The sequence below is a fragment of the Specibacter sp. RAF43 genome (assembly GCF_052114065.1).
GTDB lineage: Bacteria > Actinomycetota > Actinomycetes > Actinomycetales > Micrococcaceae > Specibacter.
Genome location: NZ_JBFREA010000012.1, coordinates 105894 through 127048, shown reverse-complemented (window position 1 = coordinate 127048; position 21155 = coordinate 105894). Strand labels below are relative to the sequence as shown.

Annotated in this window: 18 protein-coding genes and 1 tRNA gene; 12 read left to right on the top strand and 7 right to left on the bottom strand. The window is 67.6% G+C overall.

Features of this window, described 5'->3' with window-relative positions:
* The first annotated feature begins 53 nt into the window (after positions 1-53).
* Entirely contained in the window at positions 54-4187 is a 4134-nt protein-coding gene (locus AB4Y80_RS08745; protein ID WP_442213663.1) for an AAA family ATPase, read from the top strand.
* 40 nt (positions 4188-4227) lie between these two features.
* On the opposite strand, the gene AB4Y80_RS08740 is transcribed toward AB4Y80_RS08745, so the two are convergent.
* From AB4Y80_RS08740 to AB4Y80_RS08730, 3 genes are all read right to left on the bottom strand, one after another.
* The gene (locus tag AB4Y80_RS08740) at positions 4228-4980 is read right to left on the bottom strand and encodes an SAF domain-containing protein (protein ID WP_442213662.1); all 753 of its coding nucleotides are present in this window, start codon (positions 4978-4980) and stop codon (positions 4228-4230) included.
* Between the two features lie 110 nt (positions 4981-5090).
* On the bottom strand, positions 5091-5414 hold the full coding sequence (locus tag AB4Y80_RS08735; protein ID WP_442213661.1) for an FmdB family zinc ribbon protein: 324 nt from the start codon (positions 5412-5414) through the stop codon (positions 5091-5093).
* A gap of 116 nt (positions 5415-5530) precedes the next feature.
* On the bottom strand, positions 5531-6133 hold the full coding sequence (locus AB4Y80_RS08730; RefSeq protein WP_442213660.1) for a 5-formyltetrahydrofolate cyclo-ligase: 603 nt from the start codon (positions 6131-6133) through the stop codon (positions 5531-5533).
* Between the two features lie 84 nt (positions 6134-6217).
* On the opposite strand from AB4Y80_RS08730, the gene galU reads away from it, so the two are divergent.
* The 4 genes from galU (at position 6218) to AB4Y80_RS08710 (ending at position 9647) form a co-directional block, all read left to right on the top strand.
* On the top strand, positions 6218-7120 hold the full coding sequence (gene galU, locus AB4Y80_RS08725) for a UTP--glucose-1-phosphate uridylyltransferase GalU (RefSeq protein WP_442213659.1): 903 nt from the start codon (positions 6218-6220) through the stop codon (positions 7118-7120).
* A gap of 4 nt (positions 7121-7124) precedes the next feature.
* The gene (locus tag AB4Y80_RS08720; RefSeq protein ID WP_442213658.1) at positions 7125-7739 is read left to right on the top strand and encodes a GNAT family N-acetyltransferase; all 615 of its coding nucleotides are present in this window, start codon (positions 7125-7127) and stop codon (positions 7737-7739) included.
* 169 nt (positions 7740-7908) lie between these two features.
* Complete coding sequence (locus AB4Y80_RS08715; protein WP_442213657.1) at positions 7909-8751, top strand: hypothetical protein; 843 nt, start codon at positions 7909-7911, stop codon at positions 8749-8751.
* Positions 8752-8852: 101 nt separating this feature from the next.
* Positions 8853-9647, top strand: coding sequence for an SDR family oxidoreductase (locus AB4Y80_RS08710; RefSeq protein WP_442213656.1), 795 nt, complete (start codon positions 8853-8855; stop codon positions 9645-9647).
* A gap of 30 nt (positions 9648-9677) precedes the next feature.
* Here AB4Y80_RS08710 and AB4Y80_RS08705 read toward each other — a convergent pair whose 3' ends face one another.
* Complete coding sequence (locus AB4Y80_RS08705) at positions 9678-10175, bottom strand: VOC family protein (RefSeq protein WP_442213655.1); 498 nt, start codon at positions 10173-10175, stop codon at positions 9678-9680.
* A gap of 74 nt (positions 10176-10249) precedes the next feature.
* Here AB4Y80_RS08705 and AB4Y80_RS08700 point away from each other — a divergent pair.
* Positions 10250-10325: transfer RNA gene (locus AB4Y80_RS08700), tRNA-Ala, on the top strand.
* A 100-nt stretch (positions 10326-10425) separates the two neighbouring features.
* Here the strand turns inward: AB4Y80_RS08700 and AB4Y80_RS08695 are convergent.
* The 3 genes from AB4Y80_RS08695 to AB4Y80_RS08685 are packed head-to-tail and all read right to left on the bottom strand — an operon-like array spanning position 10426 to position 13489.
* Entirely contained in the window at positions 10426-11505 is a 1080-nt protein-coding gene (locus AB4Y80_RS08695; protein ID WP_442213654.1) for a phosphotransferase family protein, read from the bottom strand.
* Positions 11502-12707 carry an acyl-CoA dehydrogenase family protein gene (locus tag AB4Y80_RS08690; protein WP_442213653.1) on the bottom strand — a complete coding sequence of 402 codons (1206 nt, stop codon included), beginning with the start codon at positions 12705-12707 and terminating at the stop codon, positions 11502-11504. Before AB4Y80_RS08690 ends, AB4Y80_RS08695 begins: the two co-directional genes overlap by 4 nt.
* Before the next feature lie 2 nt (positions 12708-12709).
* Positions 12710-13489: an SDR family oxidoreductase gene (locus AB4Y80_RS08685; protein WP_442213692.1), complete on the bottom strand. Its 780-nt coding sequence runs from the start codon at positions 13487-13489 to the stop codon at positions 12710-12712.
* A gap of 127 nt (positions 13490-13616) precedes the next feature.
* On the opposite strand from AB4Y80_RS08685, the gene AB4Y80_RS08680 reads away from it, so the two are divergent.
* The 6 genes from AB4Y80_RS08680 (at position 13617) to pntB (ending at position 20867) form a co-directional block, all read left to right on the top strand.
* Positions 13617-14261, top strand: a complete 645-nt coding sequence (locus AB4Y80_RS08680) for a TetR/AcrR family transcriptional regulator (RefSeq protein ID WP_442213652.1) — start codon at positions 13617-13619, stop codon at positions 14259-14261.
* Between the two features lie 154 nt (positions 14262-14415).
* Complete coding sequence (locus AB4Y80_RS08675) at positions 14416-15192, top strand: electron transfer flavoprotein subunit beta/FixA family protein (RefSeq protein WP_442213651.1); 777 nt, start codon at positions 14416-14418, stop codon at positions 15190-15192.
* 11 nt (positions 15193-15203) lie between these two features.
* Entirely contained in the window at positions 15204-16187 is a 984-nt protein-coding gene (locus AB4Y80_RS08670) for an electron transfer flavoprotein subunit alpha/FixB family protein (RefSeq protein ID WP_442213649.1), read from the top strand.
* Between the two features lie 413 nt (positions 16188-16600).
* Positions 16601-17722 carry a cytochrome b/b6 domain-containing protein gene (locus AB4Y80_RS08665; RefSeq protein WP_442213648.1) on the top strand — a complete coding sequence of 374 codons (1122 nt, stop codon included), beginning with the start codon at positions 16601-16603 and terminating at the stop codon, positions 17720-17722.
* Between the two features lie 110 nt (positions 17723-17832).
* Positions 17833-19392 (top strand): Re/Si-specific NAD(P)(+) transhydrogenase subunit alpha, encoded by a 1560-nt coding sequence (locus AB4Y80_RS08660; protein WP_442213647.1) that lies wholly within the window; start codon positions 17833-17835, stop codon positions 19390-19392.
* Positions 19389-20867 carry a Re/Si-specific NAD(P)(+) transhydrogenase subunit beta gene (pntB, locus tag AB4Y80_RS08655; protein ID WP_442213646.1) on the top strand — a complete coding sequence of 493 codons (1479 nt, stop codon included), beginning with the start codon at positions 19389-19391 and terminating at the stop codon, positions 20865-20867. The genes AB4Y80_RS08660 and pntB overlap by 4 nt, the downstream gene beginning before the upstream one ends.
* Positions 20868-21155: the final 288 nt, after the last annotated feature.

Genomic DNA, 21155 nt, shown 5'->3' with positions numbered 1-21155 from the left:
CCTCCAGTGTGCCGAACAGGCATAGGCAACTTAGGCGGGATAGCCTTAACGCCATGCCAGTATGGTCAAGACCGTTCCGCTCCAGTGCAGAGAAGAAGGCTCCCGTGTCCGAAGTTGCAAGTCTCGATGAGAACTCCGCGGAGTTCCAAACATGGCTTGCGGGATTGGACTCCTACGCGGGACCGGACACCTCCATGGCCTTCGTCAAGACCGCGACCGGGAGCATCGACCTCACCCACGCCCATCCCTCGGGGCTGGCGCAGCTGCTGGCGGGGCGCAAGACGCGCCTGTCCACCCTCATCCGCGAACCGGACGACTATGCCGCGGCCAAGCGTGCCGCCGCCGCCTTGCGGGCAAAGATTTTTGAACTGAGCACCGATCGCGGGATCGACGTCGGCTACCTCGCCGCCGGGACGGCCCACTGGTCCGCCGTGGGCGGGCCCAACAGCGGCGACGTCTGCGCGCCGGTGCTGCTGGCCGCCGTCGCCCTCACCGTGCGCGCCGGGCAGGACGACTACGAACTCCAGCTCATGGAGCAGGCCCGGATCAACCCGGCCCTGGTGCGGCACCTGCACAGCCACGCCGGCATTGCCATCGACGCCGGGGCGCTGGCCCGGCTGGCCTACAGCACCGCCCGCTTCGACCCCGTGCCGGTGCTGGACAAGCTGCGAACGCTGCTGGCCCCCATCGACGGCGCGGTGGTCGAGCACGGCCTGCTGGTCTCCACCTTCGCCTTCCTGGCCGACAACCTGCGCGACCCCGCCCTGCTGGCCGGCACCGAACTGCTGGGCAGGCTCCAGCGCCACAGCGCCGACGACGTCCTGCCGGTGGAACTGGAACCGGACTTTTCCCGCTTCACGCCCCTGGACGAGCGGCTGCCCGAGGAAGAGATCCTGGTGGCCGACGCCGATCCGCAGCAGCAGTTCGTGCTGGACTTGATCCGGGCCGGGGAGTCCGTGCTGGTCTCCACGCCCCCCGGCACCGGCCAGACGCAGACCGCCATCAACGCGATCGCCCAGCTGGTCCATGACGGCAAGAGCGTGCTGGTGGTGGGGGAGCGGCGCAGCACCTTGAACGAGCTGGCCCAGATCTTCGGGGACATGGACCTGGACTCGCTGCTGCTGCAACTGAGCGCCCAGACGGGACCGCAGCAGCTCAAGTCCCAGCTGATCCGCTCCATCACGCGCAATGAAAAGGCCGTCCAGCCGCAGCTGGCCAGCCTGCACAAGACCCTGGTGGGCCACCGCCACCAGCTGGTGGACCATGTGGCCAGCTTGCACAACGTGCGCGAACGGTGGGGCTGCTCGCCGTATCAGGCCATGCAGTCGCTGGCCGAATTGACCTCCATCCATCCGGCCCCGGCCACCACCGTCCGGCTCAAGCGCAGCGTCCTGGACAGCATCAAGGACCGGGGGGAACTGGCCGGGCGGCTGCAGCGCGCGGCCGAATTGGGTGCATTCCGCCAGGCCGAGGTCAGCAGCGCCTGGCACGGCGCCCGCCTGGTGACCCGCAAGGAAACCGAATCCGCATATGCCCTGGCGGAGGTGCTGCTGGAGCAGGTTCCGGCCTTCGCGCACAAGATGCGCGAGGTGGCCGAGTTCGGCCAGATCCGGCACGGCAACTCCTTCGCCGAGTGGGGTGGCCAGCTGCAGCTGCTGGTGGCGATCCGGGAAAGCCTGGACAAGTTCAATTCCGATGTTTTTGACTGGCCCATCGACGAGATGATCGCCGCCACGGCCACGTCCGCGTGGCGCCGGGATCGGGGCATCGACATGCCGGCGCTGCAACGGGCACGGTACCGGCGCAACGCCAAGGACTTTGTGCGCCCCGGCGTGCACATCGCGGACCTGCACGCCTCCCTGGTGCTGGTCAATGAGCAAAGTTCGCAGTGGGCCGCGGCCGCGACCAGCAAGCGCCACCCCACCGTGCCGTCCGGCCTGGCCGAGCTCAACCGCAGCTACCGGGACCTGGCCGCGAAGCTGGAAACCCTGGGCGTCGCCCTGGAGCGCACGGTGGACGGCGGCGACCTGGCCAATTTCAACGCCGGCGAACTGGTGGGGCGCCTGGAAGCACTGGTGCAGGACAAGGCCACGCTGGAAACCCTGCCGGAACGGACCCTGCTGCTCGAAAGCATGCGCGAACACGGGCTGGGCGAGCTGCTCGATGACCTGGCTCGGCGCGAGGTGGGCCCGGCGGAGACCCGGGCCGAGCTGGAGCTGGCCTGGTGGCAGTCCGCCCTGGAGGCCATGATCAGCGGCGATGACTATCTGGCCATGTCCGACGGCGAGAACCTCCGCCGCCTGGAGGCCGAGTTTCGCCTGGCCGACCAGGCGCACGTGGCCTCCGGCCCGGCCCGGATCCGCTGGAAGCTTGCCGAGCAGTGGCGGGAAACCGTGGCCGGGCGCAACCGCCAGGGGGAGATGCTGCGCAACCTCCTCAAGGACGGCCGCGTGTCCCTGGACGCCCTGGGTGCCCAGGCCCCGGACCTGCTGAAAAACCTGGCCCCCGTCTTCACCGCGAGCCCGCTGGTGGTACCGTCGGTGGTGCCGGAGAACTTCCGCTTCGACGCGGTGGTCATCCTCGACGCCGAGTCGACCTCCCTGCAGTCGGCGCTTCCCGCCCTGGCTCGGGCCGAGCAGGTCATTGCCTTCGGCGACGAGCAAACGGCCTGCCCGCGCAGCTTCACCGTGGCCGTCAGCGCCGCCGCGGACCGCGCCGCCGACCAGCATCCGCTCGAAAGCGTCTTGGGCGCCCTGTCCCGGGTGCTCCCGCGCCAGCGACTGACCGTCTGCTACCGGGCCGTCGATGAAGACCTGGTGCTGCAGCTGAGCCGCGGATTCTACGATTCCCAGTTGGAACGCCTCCCGGACGGGCGTGCGGTCACCGGGCTGGATAAGGCCCTGACCATCGACTACCTGCCCGAGGGCAAGGGTCTCCCCGGCGCCGGCAGCGGCGGCGTGGAATCCGTGGTGGCCGAGGTCAACCGCGTGGTGGACATGGTCTTCGAGCATGCCCGGGTCCGCCCGCGCGAGTCGCTGGCCGTCATCACCGCCAGCGACCGGCACGCGGTGCGGGTTGCCCAGGGCATCCGTCTGCAAATGCCCAACCACCCGCTGTTGGCACGGTTTTTCGAGTCCGGGCCCGAATCCTTCCGGGTGGTGACCGTGGACCGTGCCGCCGGGCTGGTCCGGGACCGGGTGATCTTCTCCCTCGGTTACGGCCGGACGCCGCACGGGCGCGCCCTGCACGGGCTGGGCCCGCTGTCCGAGCCGGACGGCCGCGCCAAATTCGCCCTGGCCATGACCCGCGCCCGGCACCACATCCACATCATCACCTGCTTCCGGCCGGACGACCTTGACGAAAAGCGGCTCAGCTACGGCGCCGTCGACTTCTTTGAGCTGCTGGACCGCGAGATGGCCGGGCACTCCCTGCTGGGGACTGCGGCATCACGGGCCAAGGACAGCCGGCAGCAGGCCGGCGAGGACCCCCTCGTCGCCGATCTGGCCGACCGGCTGCGGGCCCGCGGCGCCCGGGTGTGGCACTACTACGACGGGGCGCTGGACATTGTGGCCGCCCCCGACCCCGTGACCTGGCTGGGGCGCGAGGACCACGAAATCCCCGTCCCCGTGGCGGTCGAATCCGACGGCACCGCCAAGTACCAGGCGATGAGCGTGCGCGAACGCAGCCGGCTCCGCCCGCAGATGCTCGAGCGGCTGGGCTGGCGCTACGTCCCGTTGTGGACCATCGAGGTCTTCACCGACCCCTCCAGCTGCGCCGACCAGATCGGCCGGTATCTCGGCCTTCCCTCCTCGGCGGGCGACCCCGAGCTGCCGTCCCTGATGGGCACGCCCCTGGATACCTCGGAGACCGTGGTGGATCCCCACCACCCCCGGCACAACTCCACCCAGCAGGGTCCGGACGGGCCGGACGGGGCTGCGGAGCCCGTGAGAACAAGATCAAGCAATGAAGAAAGTGTGACGACGGTGAGCAAGCCGGAAGACGACAACGCGCAGGAGACCCGCAGCGGCCGGCCGGCCGGGGCGGACAAGCCCGCAACGGCATTGGAGGACGCGGCCGTGCTGCCCAAGGTGGCACCGCACGACGACGCCCACACCTGGGGCGACAACCGCAACGACCGCGGCCACGACGCCTGGCTGCGCGAGAACAAGCCGCCGCACTGGGGCTAAACGGCGCGGCTGGGGCGGCCCCTTCCTGGCCCGCTCGCCTTCAGCCGACCAGGATCAGGAAGACCTTGCCGCGCACCGAGGCGCCGGCAAGCAGCACGGCCGCCGCCGGCGCGGCGGCCACGACCACCAGGCCATCCGTTTCCTGGCTGGGAAGCAACCCGGCCGAGGCCCCGGCCAGCGCCGGCGTCCACAGGACCGGGACGGCCGTGGCCAGCACTTGGCTGGCGGTGGGCCCGTCCAGGCCGTCACCGGTGCCCAACACCACCGTGACCAGCTGTCCCTGATGCAGCAGGCGGACGGTGGTGGGGTCCGCCAGCCGCAGCGGAACGGCCTGGCTGCCGGGCGGCGCGCCCACCAGCAGGCCGTCGCCCAGCAGGGACGCGTCCGTCACGACCTCCCCGCGCCGCACGGGGCCCGAGACCTGCCGGCCACGCCACGACGATGCGGTGCCGGGGTAGGCCGCTGATTCGTCAGCCGCTGATTCGGGGGCCAGGGCGCCGTCCGGGACCATGGTGGGGCTGACGGCTGCGGGGACAAGATCCGCGGCGGAGAGGGCGGCCCCGGCCGGGAGGTCGCGCGCGGCCACCAGCACCGTCCGGGTGACAGGGCTGGCGGGTGTGAGCTGTTGGACGGCCAGTGCGGCAGCCGCGCAGAGCAGCAATGAGGCAACGAGCCGGCGACGACGCAGCAGCCAGCGCCGGGTCCTGCCCGCCGAGGTGTCCCGCGCCGGGCGGCCGGACCAGTTCGGGGCACGCCACGGCGCTGCCGGGGGCGGGGTGCGGGAGGCTCTCATGCTGCCAGCGTACGGCGGCGGCCCGGGCCCCTAGCGGGGGTGGCAGCGGATTGGGGACGGTGTCATGCCGGGGGAGCCCTGTGCAGGGGCGAATGCCGCCCGCGGAGTGCTTAGCCGGCGACGCTGGCCGGGGACTTGCTGGGGCTGGCGGTGCCGGCCGGCTTCTTGGCCGTCTCGGTCGCGGAACTCGTGGAGTTGGTCGAGCCTGTGGCGTCCTTGCCGGACCCCGACGGGACCGCAGGCACGGAGCTGCTCGCCGACCGGGAATCGGTGCGGTAGAAACCGGAACCCTTGAACACCACGCCCACGGAGTTGAACTTCTTGCGCAATGCGCCCCGGCACTCGGGACAGGTCGTCAGGGAATCGTCACTGAACGACTGCTGGATGTCGAAAGCGTGGCCGCAGTCCTTGCAGGCATAAGCGTAAGTGGGCACTGAATCTCCTCCTGGATACATGCGTCAGGACCGCGACTGCCCCCCAAATGCTTAGCAGTCCAGGGTCCCGAGTGCTAATTCTATCACCGGTGCGCATAACGCCCCCGGTACGGAACTTATTCCGCCGCCGGCCGGTATCCGCCGGGGGTGAGGATGTACTGGACGCGCCGATCCAGTACATCGTGCGGCAGCTCGCCGGCGGGCACGGCCTCGGCCTCATAGACGACGCCGGCCGTCGGGACGGCGCCTTCACCCACCGCCGCGAGGAAGCGGTCGTAGTACCCGCCACCCTGCCCCAGCCGGACACCCGCAGCATCAATCGCCAGGGCGGGCAAGATCAGTCCGTGGACGGCGCCCAGCTCGGCGAACCGGTACCGGGGCCCCACCGGTTCCTGCACGGGAGCCAGCGCGCTGCGCGCCATGGCCACCCCCGGGGTCCAGGGAGTCCAGCTGAGCTGGTGGCCGGGTTCGCAGACGGGGACAAGGACGGTGTGCCCGGCCCCTGCCAGGGCGCCCAAAAGCGGCGCGGTGGGCGGTTCGGCGCGGCCGGAAACGTAGGCGCAGATGGTGGTTGCCGGCATTCCGCCGCTCATTTCCCGCAGCCAGGCGAGGCCCGCGGAGGCGAGCCCCGCGGCCGCCAGGTGACGGCCGGCGTCGTCAATCAACAGGCGGGCGGCACGCAGCCGGGCCCGCCACTCCGCCTTGGTGCACTCACTCATCGACTACCCGTTCCTTGACCTTTGGTGGCCCCAATTTAGCAACTGTGTCCGGTTAACCCTTGCGTTCTCCGTTAGCCTAGGACCATGACTGAAGTTTCACGCGTACGTAAAGCCGTAATTCCCGCGGCCGGCTTGGGGACCCGTTTCCTGCCGGCCACCAAGGCCATGCCCAAGGAGATGCTGCCCGTAGTTGACAAGCCTGCCATCCAGTATGTGGTGCAGGAAGCGGTCAGCGCCGGGTTGACGGACGTGCTGATGATTACCGGGCGCAACAAGCGCGCCCTGGAGGACCACTTTGACCGCGTCCCGGTCACCGAGCAGCTGCTCGAGGCCAAGGGCGACCTTGACCGGCTGGCGGCCATCCAGCACGCCACCGACCTCGGCGAGATCCACTACGTCCGCCAGGGCGACCCCAAGGGGCTGGGACACGCGGTGCTGCGCGCCAAGACCCATGTGGGCAATGAGCCCTTTGCCGTGCTGCTCGGTGATGACCTCATTGACGAACGCGATGAACTGCTGACCACCATGATCGACGTCCAGGCCCGCACCGGGGGTTCCGTGGTGGCGCTGATCGAGGTTGAGCCGTCCAAGATTTCCGCCTACGGCTGCGCCGACATGACGGTCGTGGAGGGCGAGGACTACGTCCGGGTCAATCACCTGGTGGAAAAGCCGGACGCGGCGGACGCGCCGTCCAACCTTGCGGTCATTGGCCGCTACGTGCTGCACCCGGCCGTATTTGAGGTCCTGGAAAACACGCCGCCGGGCCGCGGCGATGAAATCCAGCTCACGGATGCCCTGCAGACGCTGGCCACCCGGGAAGGGGAAGGCGGCGGCGTGTACGGGGTGGTGTTCCGCGGCCGCCGTTATGACACCGGGGACAAACTCAGCTATCTGAAGGCCGTGGTGACCCTCGCGTGCGAAAGCGAGGACCTCGGTCCGGACCTGCGCGAATGGCTTGCTGGCTTCGCCGCCACATTGTCGAAATAGCCCCGTGTGGGGCCAGGCCATCTGGCCGGTGACATTGGAGTGCGGCGATCTGATCCTGCGTCCCATCCGGCTGCGGGACAAGACCGAATGGACGCGCGTACGCGCCCGCAATGCCGCCTGGCTGCAGCCGTGGGAGGCGAGCAACCCGGTCGGGCAGGGTGAGCTGCCCAGCTTCGGGGGCATGGTCCGCGGACTGACGGAACAGGCGCGGGCCGCCGCGGCGCTGCCGTTTGTCATCACCGAGCGCGTGCCCGCACAGTCCCGGCCCGTCATCGTGGGGCAACTGACCGTTTCCTCCATCATGTGGGGTTCGGCCATGATGGCCACGCTGGGCTATTGGGTGGACCAGGACCGGGCCGGGCGCGGCATCGCCCCGACGGCGGTGGCCATGGCCACCGACCACTGCTTCCGCACCCTGGGGTTGCACCGGATGGAGATCAACATCCGCCCGGAAAACGCGCCCAGCCTGCGCGTGGTGGAAAAGCTGAAGTTCCGGGACGAGGGCCTGCGCCCGCGTTACCTGCACATCAACGGCGCGTGGGCCGACCACCGCAGTTTCGCACTGACGGCCGAGGAAGTGCCGGGCGGGCTGTTGAACCGATGGCTGGCCGGACGGTAGCAATTCCGTCATCACCTTGCGACACACCGGCAGTAATGCCGGAAGGGACATATTTCCCCTTTAGGGTTGAATCGTGGAAGCGCCCAGCAGCGCCGACGCACAACCGGTGGTTGTCACGACTGCCACGCCGCAGCCGGCACGCCAGATCCAGCAGTTGCAGGAGTCGTCAATGGAAAGCATCACTTCCGACGCCCACACCCATGTGGAGCCGGGACCGCCGTCCGTCATGCCCGTGACCCGCCCTGCACCGCTGCATGTCCACTGGGGTCGCACCTTTTTCGCGGTCGTGGGCCTGCTGGCCTTGCTCACGGCGGCCATATCCGGCGCGCTGACCGTATTCCATATGGGCTCCACCGCATTGTCCTGGGCCGGGCTGGTTCTCTTCGCCGCGGTCCTGGCGGGGCTGCGGTCGCTGGCCGTGCGCGACCAAAACCTGCGCCTTACCGCTGCCCGTCGAGCGGCGGCTGCCGCCGCGACGGCGGCGGCGAACGCCGCGGCCGCCGCACAATCCGCCGGGGCGCGCCGGGAGACGACATTGTTTGACGGTGCCGTGGGGGCCGAGCCCGCGCCGGTGCCCAAGCCGCTGACGGCCGAGGAGCTGCGCAACGCCGCCTTGCGGGTGGCCGCGAAGGGCACCGCGGATGCCAAGCTGGCACACACGCAGACGTTGGCCGAAGGCGAGCTTGACGGCGAGACCTGGGAGCCCGTGGAGGTGCCCCGGCCCGGGTACGTGACGGCCGCGAAGGCCGCCGCGGCCGCGGCCGCGCCCCTGGCGATCCCGGCGGTGCCCAAATCCGCCGGCACCTCCATTCGGGCCGACCAGGCCGGCATCGGCGCGGCCCCGGCCGGCGCGGCCCCGGTGGAGGATTCCGAGACCTCCGCAGCGTCCCCGTCGGCCGCGGCGGCCGCCGGGCCCGGCCCGGACCGGGCGGGCGGTGTCGCCAGGGGCGCGGGGAAGGCCCCGCATGCGCTGAGCAACCTGGACGACGTGTTGCAGCGTCGTCGCGCGTAGGTTTGTTGATGGCCGGGTCCTCCGGGAGCCGGCCATTGCCATGCCCGTCCGTAGTAGTGTCCATTGTTTTCATGTCCGGCAGAGCCGAGTAGGGTCTAGGGATGGTCGTGATTGCCGTTGCCGGCGGAACCGGTATCGCAGGCAGAGCCGTCGTGGCGGACGCCGTGCAGCGGGGGTACTCCGTGCGCTCCATCAGCCGGAAGGTGCCGCCCGCCGAGGATCCCCGGCGGGTGGACGGCGCCGACTATCGTGAAGCTGATTTCCGCACGGGCCACGGGGTGGCGGCCGCGTTGGCCGGCGTGGACGCCGTCATCGAGACGCTGGACGCCCGGACCGGGGCGGCGCTGAAGTCGCTGCCCAGCACGTCCGTTGCGTTGCTGGCCGCGGCCGGGCGGGCGGACGTTGCACGCTGCGTGTTGCTGACCATTGTGAATGCCGCGGAGTGCTCCATGGGGTACTACCAGGTGCAGGCGGCGCGGGCGCGCAGTTATGAAAGTTCGGCGATGCCGACCACCGTCGTCTATGCCACGCAATTTCACAATTTGGTGGCCGGAGTGTTTTCCGCCGGGGCCAGGGTGGGCCTGATTCCGGCCTTTACGGGCGTTTCCTTCCAGCCGATTGCCGCCGTTGACGTGGCGCGCGTGTTGGTGTCCGAGGCCGCGGCCGGGCTGGCCCCGGATGCGCCCCGGCATGTGGCCGTGCGGGCCGGCGGGCCGTCCGTGTGGTCCATGAAGGCGTTGGCGGAGCAGTGGAAGTCGGCGACGGGCCGGCACGGGGTGGTGACGCCCATGCCGCTGCCGGGGTCCTTTGGCACGTTCCTGCGCGCCGGGAAGAACCTGGTCCCTGATGACGTGGCCGGGTCGATCGAGTTCAGCGACTGGCTGGCCAGCCGGTAGGAGCGGGGATCGCCCCTGTCGAGCCCTGCCCTAGCGGGCTTTGGGTGCGAACAGCTCCAGGGCGATGTTGTCCGGGTCGCGGAACTCGACGATGAAGCCGTTCCCAATGTCCTTCAGGCCCCCGTGGGCGATGCCGCGGTCATCCAGGAGCGTCACGGCGGCGTCGAGGTCCGCCCGCGATGCCAGCGTCAGGGAGAGGTGGTCCAGGCCGGTTCGGTTTTCATCAAAGGTGTCCGTGGCGACGGGGCGCAGGCCCAGGAGCGAGTGGCCCATGTTGTAGATGATGCCACCGTAGAGGAAGGCATAGTGCGCCCGGGTTGCCGGGTCGGCGTCGGCGGGTGTTTCAAGGGCGACGGGCCAGCCGAAGAGATCGTCGTAGAAGGCCCGGGAGCGGTCGATGTCGGTCACGGTGAGTCGGATGTGGTTGATGGCGCTGGTATTGATGGGCATGTTTGCATCGTCCCACGTTGCGGTGCTCGCCGCCAGAAAGAGGCCCACGGTCCGGCGGGTGGCGCGTTGGCCGTCCACCCGTTCCGTGTCCGTTTGGACACGGGGCGCCAATGGGGTTAACCTAGAAAAGCTGATCATCTCACCATGATCACGGGGCTATGGCGCAGTTGGTAGCGCGCTTCGTTCGCATCGAAGAGGTCAGGAGTTCGAATCTCCTTAGCTCCACCATGAAAGCCCTCCAGGCTGCGGTTTCCCGCAGCTTGGAGGGCTTTTTGTTTGCCCCGGGATGGATCAACACACCATTGGGCGAGGTCACCTCCGCGGACACTCAGTTTCGCGCGAAGGAGGACGCGGCCCGAAGCAGGGCCGGCACACCCTCCTCGAGGGTCGGCCCAAAGTCATCGCCTGGGCGTTCGCCGTTGTGCCAACGCGTGTACATGGCTTCGCAGAAGATCGCTGCCTTCCACAGGGCGAGTGCCTGATACCAGTGCAACTGGCTCAGGTCCAGCGGCAGCTGGCGCGCGTATCGGGCGAGGAGTTCCTCGCGCGAGGGATATCCCGGTTCCCGGGTGACCGGCGTCAGATCCATCGGAGTAGGTTCCGTGCCGGGCTCCGCATAGGTTGCGGCGAAGTAGCCCAGATCCGCGAGAGGGTCGCCGATGGTGGCCATCTCCCAGTCGAGGATCGCGGCAACTGTTACGGGAGGGCTGCTGTTGAACATCAGGTTGCCCAAGCGGAAATCGCCGTGGACGACTGAAACCATCTGACTCTCTGGTCTGTTTGCGGCGAGCCAAGCCCCGATCACGGCCACTTCCGGCAGTTCCCGCCGGGTGTTCCCGTCCCACAAAGACGAAAAAAGCCTGACCTGCCGCTCCAAGTAACCATCTGGTCGGCCAAGGGTTGCCAGCTCCCCAGACCGCACGTCGACCCGGTGCAGGGCGACCATCGCATCTATCGCGGCGAACGCGGTGGCGCGCCGCTGATCTGCGCCGTCGAACTGTGGCGGAATTCGGTTGGTGATCACCTCGCCGCCGACGAACTCCATAACGTAGAACGGCACGTCGAGCGTCGAATCGTCCTCGCAGACGGCGACAATGCGTGGCACGGGGACACCGGCGGCGCGCACCAGGCGCTGTATCCGGGCTTCCCGCACCATGTTGTGGGCGGACTTGGGATGCGGCGGGCGGGGTCCGCGTCGCAGGACGAAAGTTTTGTCGCCGCGAGTGATGCGGTAGGTAACATTCGACTGGCCATCCCCGATGCGCTCGACCTCCAGTGGCCCCCGGCCGAGCCTGTGCGCGTCAAAGAACTCGCGGACTGCGTCGAGGACGAGAAGTGGCGGCAAGGCAAGTCCGGCGGCGTCCTTGCGTGACTCCACAACCTCGACGCCGTCGGCGACGGTGCTCATCGAATCACCGCTTGATCGAGACGAGGGGTGCCGTCGGCCACGGCCTTGGCCCTGCCTTTTGACGCGCGACGGGAGATGGCCCACTTGTGGGCCTCGTTCGAGCCGTCGTAGATCCGGAACGGCCGCACCTCGTTAAGATACTGGGCGAGCGGAAGGCCGTCGGACACGCCGTCGCCGCCGCAGATTTGGATTGCGCGGTCAATCACTCGGTAGATCGCATCGGAGCAGTGCACCTTCGCGATGGAGGACATGGCCGATCCGGCTCTCGGATCCGTGGCGAGGAGGTTGGCGGTTTTTGTGATGATCGCGTCGGATGTTTCGAGGTCGATGACGGACTGCGCGATCAGTTCCTGCACGAGTCCCAGGTCCTTCATGGCCGAGCCGAAAAGTTCCCGGGTATTGGCGCGGTCCAGAGCGATGTCCAGTGCCCTGCGGGCGAGCCCCAGCCACCGCATGCAATGGGTCAAGCGTGCCGGTGCGAGGCGAACCTGCGCGTAGCGGAAGCCTTCGCCCGGCTGGCCGAGGACGGCCGCGTCTTCCACCAGGCAGTCCTCGAAGTAGACATGCGGGTGTCCGCCGTCGATGGCCCGGTCCATGGTATGAATGTGCTCCCCCATGCGCACGCCGGGGTTGGCGGAATCGACGAGGAACATGGTCGCTCCTTCAGGAACGCCGGCCGATGCCGCATTGCGTGCCATCACAATCGTGAACGCCGCACCGTCCGCGCCGCTGATGAAACGCTTGTGACCTGAGATCCGCCATCCGCCGTCAACCCGCCGGGCTTCCGTCATGAGGGCGGAAGGGTCCGATCCGGCGCCGGGGTGTGGCTCGGTCATCGCGAAGCACGAACGGATGTCGCCCGCGGCGAGCGGCACGAGGTATCTCTCCTGCTGTTCCGGCGTGGCGATGAGCTCGAGCATGTGCATGTTGCCTTCATCCGGTGCCATGCAATTGAGGGCGCTCGGTCCGATCGGCGAGTAGCCGGCCTCCTGGAAGATCGGGGACCACTGGTCGATAGGCAGCCCCTGCCCGCCAAACCTGCGGTCGACGTGGGGTGCGAAGACGCCGGCGGTCTTGGCTGCCGCTTGAAGTCGCGCGCGGACGGCCGGATCCAGCCGTTCGCCGGGAGCCGGTTCGGCGGGGATGACGACGTCGCGGATGAAGGCACGGGTGCGCAGTCGAAGCTCGTCAATTTCGGTCATTGTCATGCCGTCCCTCCTGCGTTGAGCAGCCCGCCGTCGAGATTAAGAACCTGCCCCGTGATCCATGATGCGTCCGGGGAGGCGAGGAAGGCGACCGCCGCGGCGACGTCCTCCGGGGTTCCCAGCCGCGCGAGCGGGTAGTCCGCGGCGACCTCGTCTTCCTTACCCTCATAGAGCGCTCTGGCGAATTTGGTTTTGACCACTGCGGGAGCCACTGCATTTACCCTGATGTCTGGTCCGAGTTCCACGCTGAGCGTTCGCGTCAAGTGGGCGATCGCCGCCTTGCTCACCCCGTACCAGCCTATGCCTTCGGACGGCACCTGTCCGGTGACGGAGGAGAGGTTGACAACCGAACCGTGGCGGTTTGCAAACCGGAGTTCTGGGTGGTGGAATGCGCCCTGCACCCAGGCGAGGGTGCCCAGCAGATTGACCTCGAGAATCTTGCGTGCGCTGCCCAGCTCGAGGTCCATCAGGCGTCCGTACGTCGGGTTGATGCCGGCATTGTTGACCAGGATGTCAAGCCCGCCAAACTCGCGGGCGACGGTCTCGAACACGTCTGCACGGTGTTGCGGATCGTCGGCCTTGCCTGATACTGCGACCACGGTTCCCTCGGGGAAGGACGCTGCCACCTGTGCGAGAGCGTCCGGCTCACGGGCGGTGATCACAACCCTGGCCCCCTCCGCCACCAGGCGCTCGGTGACCGCGAGCCCAATTCCGCGGCTGGCACCGGTCACGATTGCATTTTTGCCCGACAGTCGCTGCGCGGTTAGTTCTCCGAGCATCATCGCCCTTCCTCATTGAGGCTAGCCGAGCGAGCGCTCGGTAATGTAAGCTTGGTTCGAACCGGGGCGGATGTCAAGACAGCATCTGAACCGGCCCTGGGCAATGAACGAATGGAAGTAGCGCGCAATGGTGATGGATAAGGCCGGCAACGAAGTGGGGACCATGGCCCACTGGAAGGAATACGGCGACTCACTTGTGCCGCCCATCCTGCAGACGGCCCTGACCTGCTTTGTGGAAAACGGGTACCACGGGACCACAACGCGTCAGCTTGCCGCCGCGGCGGGGCTGTCGGTACCCGGCCTGTATCACCACTTCGCGTCGAAGCAAGCAATGCTTGTGAGCCTCATGGAGATCGCGATGGCGGATCTGTATCGCCGGAGCATGGCCGCGCTCGAGGAGGCAGGCGAATCGGTGGAGGCCAGATTCAGGTCGATCATCGAGTGCTTTGTGCTGTTCCACGCGTATCGCGGAGAACTTGCGTTCATTTCGGCGAGCGAGATACGCGCGCTGGAGCCGGAAGCCCGCGCGCGACACATTGCCTCCCGTGACCGTCAGCAAAGGGTTCTCGAGGAGATCGTCGAGGAAGGTGTTCGCGTTGGATACTTTCGTACGGAGAGCCCACGTGATGCCAGCCGCGCCGTCATCACCATGTGCACGGGTGTGTCCCAGTGGTACCGCCCTGGGGGCCAGCTGTCACCCGCCGTTCTCGCCGAAGAGTATGTGCTTCTGACGCAGCGGGCCCTCGGCCGGGAGGGCTCCCAATCGGCGTAGCCATTCGTCGCAGACATCCCCGGCCGGTCACGCCGCGCCTTCCGGCAGTCTGCACACATTTGACCAAGAACAAACTAGTCCAGGAGTCCGTCCGGCTCCGCGTCGATACATTGCGACAGGGGTCGCGAAGAAGAAGGGGCGAGAAGAGATGTCAATGAAGATCATCGTGCTGGTGAAGGAGGTCCCCGACACCTATGGGGACCGCGCGCTCGACCTCGAGACCGGGCTCGCAGATCGCGCGGCGGGTGAGGTCGTTTTCGACGAGATCGGGGAACGCTCGCTCGAAGTGGCGCTCTCGTTCGCAGATGGGAACGCCGACACCGAGGTCATAGTGCTTTCGATGGCACCGGAAAGCGCAGTAGCGACGTTACGCAAGGGCCTTGCCATGGGAGCGGCGTCGGCTGTGCAGGTTGCCGACGAGGCACTCCGGGGAGCCGACCTTGGGCTGACCGCAGAGGTACTTGCCGCGGCGATCCAGCGCACCGGGTTCGACCTTGTGATCGCGGGAAACTTGTCTACGGACGGCACCGGCGGCGTACTTGCGGCGATGGTCGCCGAATTCCTCGGTGTGCCGCACGCGACGTCGCTGTCATCCATCGAGATCGCCCCGGACGCCGTAACCGGCGTCCGGGCAACTGAGAACGGCACGATGCAGGTAAGGGCTTCCCTGCCTGCCGTGGTGTCGGTCACTGAGGCGCTGCCGGAGGCGCGGTTCCCGAACTTCAAGGGAATCATGGCGGCGAAGAAGAAGCCGATTGAGATTCTGTCCCTGGCAGAACTCGCCGTCGATCCCGATGCCCCGGAGGCTGGGCGCTCGATCGTCATTGGGATCGCAAAGAAGCAGGCCCGCGACGCGGGCGTGAAGATCGTTGACGAGGGCGATGCAGGCGAGAAGCTCGCCGACTTCCTCTTGCAGAACCGACTGGTGTAAGGAGCACAATCATGGCCGAATATGAAGCGGATTCCATCCTTGTCCTTGTCGAGCTCACGCCTTCCGGCGGACTCGCGGGCAGCGCGGCAGGCCTGCTCGGCGCCGCCGCCCAGGTCGGCACTCCCGTCGCACTGGTGGTGACCACGCCCGGCGCTGGGGCCGCTGCGGCGGACGCCGCGGGCGCCCTGGGCGCCGCCCACGTGGTCGTTGCCGAGACGGCTGACCCGGGCATCCTCACAATGCCTGTGGTCGATGCGCTGGTCGCCGCCGCAAGCACCGTGCGTCCCGACGCAGTGCTGATCTCGAACTCGATCGCGGGCCGGGATGCCGCGGGCGTGTTTGCTGCCCGTACCCGATCCGGCCTTGCGGTCGACGCGATCGGCGTCTCGCGGGATGCAGAAGGCATCGTAGCCCACCACTCGGTCTACGGCGGCGCCTACAACGTTGACTCCGCAGTGACCCAGGGTGCACCCGTGATCACGGTGCGACAGGGTTCCATCGACGCGCGCGCGGGGGCGCGCGTGCCCACGGTCACGACACTGCCGGTGACGGCATCGGGCAAGCCCGCGGCATCCATCCTGTCGTTTGACGAGGTAGTCCAGGCATCGAGCCGTCCCGAGCTGCGCGGAGCGGCGAAGGTCGTCTCCGGCGGGCGCGGCCTCGGTTCCGAGGAGAAGTTCGTGCTCGTCGAGCAGCTCGCGGACGTCCTCGGTGCGGCCGTCGGCGCGTCACGCGCTGCGGTTGACGCGGGTTATATCCCCCAGTCACATCAGGTTGGGCAGACCGGGGTTTCCGTGGCACCGCAGCTCTACGTCGCGCTGGGAATTTCGGGGGCGATCCAACACCGTGCCGGCATGCAGACGGCGAAGACAATCGTGGCGATCAACAAGGACGCGGATGCCCCGATCTTCGAGATCGCGGACTTCGGTGTCGTCGGCGACCTGTTTACTGTTGTGCCGCAGTTGATGGCTGCCCTCGACGCGAAGAAAGTGTAGGGACGATGGCGACGTATGCGAGGTCGACACGCCAGGGCCTCCCGCGCCGGCCCGGCGGTGAACCCTGGCCGCCCATTCGGGATGCGCGGGTGGCCATGGGTGCGTCCGGCACCGACGCGGGCCCACCTGAGCAATCGTCCAGGGCGGAGCCGGTTGCGACCGCCGCACCCGGCCAGGGGGCTCGATCGATTCGTCGCGGGTTGCCGCGGGTTCCAGGTGGTGAGCCGTGGCCGCCGGCCGGCGCCGTGGACGTACCCGTCACTGCATCGGTCCCCGCCGCGCCGCCGCACGCGGCCACCTCAACTCCGGGCGCCAGGGCGAATACGGCCGGTCAGAGTCCCACCGCGGATATGCCGGTCGTTCCCGGGGGCCCGGCCGAATCGACGTCGGCTGCGGCGGCCGAGCCCGCAGGCATGGTTCCCGAAGCAGGGGGTGCGGCGCCGGCGGCGGGTGACGAAACGGCACAGGCCGTGACGGCAACCGCCCCCACGGCCATCGATGGCGCGGCACAAGCGGTTCTCACCAAGCCGGCAAGCCCCAGCACGTCCGCCCGCCCGACCACGTCGGCGGCCCCTCCGGCGCAGGCCCGCCCCGCGCCGACACCTGTCCCAGCCAAGGGACCCGGGCGTTTCGGCGCCTACACCCGCAAGCAGTTGCTGGGCTTCGCCGTCATCGGCGGGTTCGCCGTGCTGGGGGCCGCTACGGTCGTGGTGGTCGCCGCAACATGGTTCCGGAACCTGCCGTTCATGCAGGACTTCCTCGCCACCTACCCCGGCGAATACCCCCTGCCCGCGGGGGCGATCGCTGGGTTCCCTGCCTGGGTACAGTGGCAGCACTTCTTCAACGTGTTCCTGATGGTGCTGATCATCCGCTCGGGGCTGCAGGTGCGCAACGAGAAACGGCCGGGCGCGTTCTGGACACCGAAGTGGTCAAAGGACGGTAAGGGCAAGATCAGCCTGACGCTCTGGTTCCATCAGGGGCTGGACATCCTGTGGCTGGCCAATGGCGTCATCTTCGTTGTGTTGCTGTTCATGACGGGGCATTGGATGCGAATCGTGCCGACAAGCTGGGACGTTTTTCCCAACGCCTTCTCGGCAGTGGTGCAGTACATGTCGCTGGACTGGCCCACCGAAAACGGTTGGGTAAATTACAACAGCCTACAGCAGCTCATGTACTTCCTCACGGTCTTCGTCGCTGCGCCGCTCGCTGCCATCACGGGGGTGCGGATGTCGGAGCTGTGGCCAAAGGGGGCGAAGACACTGAACAAGGTTTACCCCGTCGAGTTGGCGAGGGCGCTCCACTTCCCGGTGATGCTGTATTTCACGGCGTTCATTGTGGTGCATGTGTCATTGGTGTTCGCAACCGGTGCGCTGCGGAACCTGAACCACATATACGCCGGCACGGACGTCGTCAACTGGGCCGGGTTCTTGATCTTCGTCGTCTCGCTGCTCGTCATCGTCGGCGGCTGGATCGCAGCCCGCCCCTTGGTGCTCGCCCCGATCGCAAGACTCTCCGGCAAGGTTACGGGACGTTGATCGTCCCTCTCAGGCCATGAGTGGCCTCCAGGATTTAAGTTGACGCCAGCGTCTTCGAACTATGAGTTTAAAGAACTTCCGGACCGGTTCCTAAATGAAAGAGAGTGAATGTGACACGTATTGGCATTGTGGCCGAGTTGGGTCGCGAGACGCGGGTGGCGGCGACGCCTGCCACCGTGGGGCAGCTGTTGGGCCTGGGTTATGAGGTTGTGGTGGAGAAGGGGGCGGGGGAGTCCGCGTCGTTCCGCGATGAGGCCTATGCCGAGGCCGGTGCACTGATTGTGGGTGCCGATGAGGCGTGGGGTTCTGAGGTGGTGCTGCGGGTGAATCCGCCCACGGAGGATGAGATCGGCCGCTTGGCCGAGGGGGCGACGCTGATCGGGTCGCTTAGCCCTGGCCTGCGGCCGGATTTGGTGGAGGCGTTGGCCGCCCGTCCGATCACCGCTCTCGCCTTGGACGCCGTGCCCAGGATTTCCCGTGCACAGTCCATGGACGTGCTCAGTTCGATGGCGAACATCGCCGGGTATCGGGCGGTCATTGAGGCCGCGCATGAATTCGGCCGGTTTTTCACCGGTCAGGTGACCGCGGCGGGCAAGGTCCCGCCGGCGAAGGTCTTGGTTGCGGGTGCGGGCGTTGCCGGGTTGGCGGCCATTGGTGCGGCCTCCAGCCTGGGCGCGATCGTGCGGGCGACGGATCCGCGGCCGGAGGTGGCTGATCAGGTGAAGTCCATCGGCGGGACCTACCTCAAGGTTGAGGTGGCCGAAGAGATGACGTCCACGGACGGGTATGCCAAGGCCACCTCCGAGGCCTATGACGCCCGGGCGGCGGAGATTTATTCGGAGCAGGCCCGGGATGTGGACATCATCATCACCACGGCCCTGATCCCGGGGCGCCCGGCGCCGAAGCTGCTCACCGCCAAGGACGTCGCGGGCATGAAGGCCGGCAGCGTGATCGTGGACATGGCCGCCGGCCAGGGCGGAAACGTGGAGGGCTCGGTCGCCGGGGAACGGGTGGTCACAAGCAACGGGGTGGTGATCCTGGGTTACACGGATCTCCCGGCCCGGTTGCCGGCCCAGGCCTCCCAGCTGTACGGGACGAACATGCTCAACCTGCTCAAACTCCTCACCAAGGACAAGGACGGGGTGCTGCGGATCGATTTTGATGATGTGGTGCAGCGCTCGGTGACGGTGGTGCGTGAGGGTGAGAAGACGTGGCCGCCGCCACCGGTGCAGGTTTCCGCCGCCCCGGTTGTGACGACCGACGCCGCCACGGCCGCCGAAAGCACGGTTGCGAAGAAGAAGCAGGGCCTCAGCACGGCCGGCAAGGCTGGGCTCTTCGCCGCCGGCATCGCGGTGTTGTTTGCGATCAACGCCGTTGCTCCGGCGCCGCTGCCGCAGCACTTCACGGTGCTGATGCTCTCCGTGGTGGTCGGCTTCTACGTCATCGGGAAGGTCCACCACGCCCTGCACACCCCGCTGATGTCGGTCACGAACGCGATCTCCGGGATCATCGTCGTCGGCGCGCTTTTGCAGGTCACCTCCGAGAACCCCGTCATGCAGATTCTCGCCGCGGTCGCGGTCCTGCTGGCCAGCATCAACATTTTTGGCGGCTTCGCCGTCACCCGGCGCATGCTCGCGATGTTCTCCCGTGGTGAGAAGGCACGTTCATGAGCGCCGTCACCGAAGCAGCAGCAGGAATCGTCTCGAGGAGTTTTACCGTGTCTGATGCCGTCACCGGTCCGTTGACCGCCGAGTCCATCGCGGGAGCGGCCTACGTCGTCGCGGCCCTGTTGTTCATCCTCAGCCTTGCCGGGCTGAGCAAGCACGAGAAAGCCAGGGCCGGGGTGATCTACGGCATCACCGGGATGGTCCTGGCCCTCGCGGCGACCATCTGGCTGACCCTCCAGGACGCCTGGGGAACCGGTGCCGGCCTGACCGGCCTGGTGCTGCTCGTGGCCGCGGTGCTGGTTGGCGGGGCCATCGGGCTCTGGCGCGCCCGGGTCGTGGAAATGACCGGCATGCCGGAACTGATCGCGCTGCTGCACAGCTTCGTTGGCCTCGCCGCCGTCCTCGTCGGCTGGAACGGCCACCTGCAGGCACCGGAGCTGCCCTCGGACCTGATGGCGATCCACCATGCCGAGGTGTTCATCGGCGTGTTCATCGGCGCGGTGACCTTCACCGGCTCCATCGTGGCGTTCCTGAAACTCTCGGCCCGCATGAAATCCTCACCTCTGATGCTGCCGGGGAAGAACGCCATCAATCTCGGCGCCCTCGCCGGGTTCCTCGCCCTGACCGTCTGGTACGTCAATGACTCCCAGCTGTGGCTCCTGGTTGTTGTCACCCTCCTCGCCCTCGGGCTGGGTTGGCACCTGGTGGCCTCCATCGGCGGCGGCGACATGCCCGTGGTCGTCTCCATGCTCAACAGCTACTCCGGTTGGGCCGCCGCCGCGGCCGGGTTCCTGCTGAACAACGACCTCCTGATCATCACCGGCGCCCTAGTGGGCTCCTCGGGTGCCTACCTGTCCTACATCATGTGCAAGGCCATGAACCGGTCCTTCCTCTCCGTGATCGCCGGCGGGTTCGGCATCGCCGCGCCCACCACGGCAGCCGCCGGAGACCAAGGCGAGTACCGGGAGATCACCGCCGAGGCCACCGCGGAAATGCTGACCAACGCCTCGTCCGTGGTCATCACCCCCGGCTACGGCATGGCAGTGGCCCAGGCCCAATACCCCGTCGCGGAACTCGCCCACCAGCTCCGCGAACGCGGCGTGAACGTGCGGTTCGGCATCCACCCCGTCGCCGGGCGCCTGCCCGGACACATGAACGTGCTCCTCGCCGAAGCCAAGGTCCCCTACGACATCGTCCTGGAAATGGACGAAATCAACGACGACCTCGGCGACACCTCCGTGGTGCTCGTCATCGGCGCCAACGACACCGTCAACCCCTCCGCGGCCGAAGACCCGGGCAGCCCCATCGCCGGCATGCCCGTCCTGCGGGTCTGGGAAGCCGAAAACGTCGTCGTGTTCAAACGCTCCATGGCCGCCGGCTACGCGGGCGTCCAGAACCCACTGTTCTACCGCGACAACTCACAAATGCTCTTCGGCGACGCCAAGCAACGCGTCGAAGACATCCTCCGTGCCTTCTAACACGCAAACCGCTCATAACGCCCGCCGTTCATGCGCGGCACTCAACCCGGCTTTCACCGGCGGCCTAGTGCCAGCAGCCTGACATCTGAAGAAAGACGAGTGTGCACCATGCCCCTGCCCCGAGTCCCTCCAAATAGTGCCGCTGAAGAACCGTCGCAATCTGGTGCGGCAGTCGGGAATCCCTGCCCGGAAAAGGTGCCGCCTCCCCGACAAATGCTCAATATCGACGAACTAGCCGCCTCACCCTGGGTGGGCCTTCACCACAGGCACGAGTTCCTGCTCCACCAC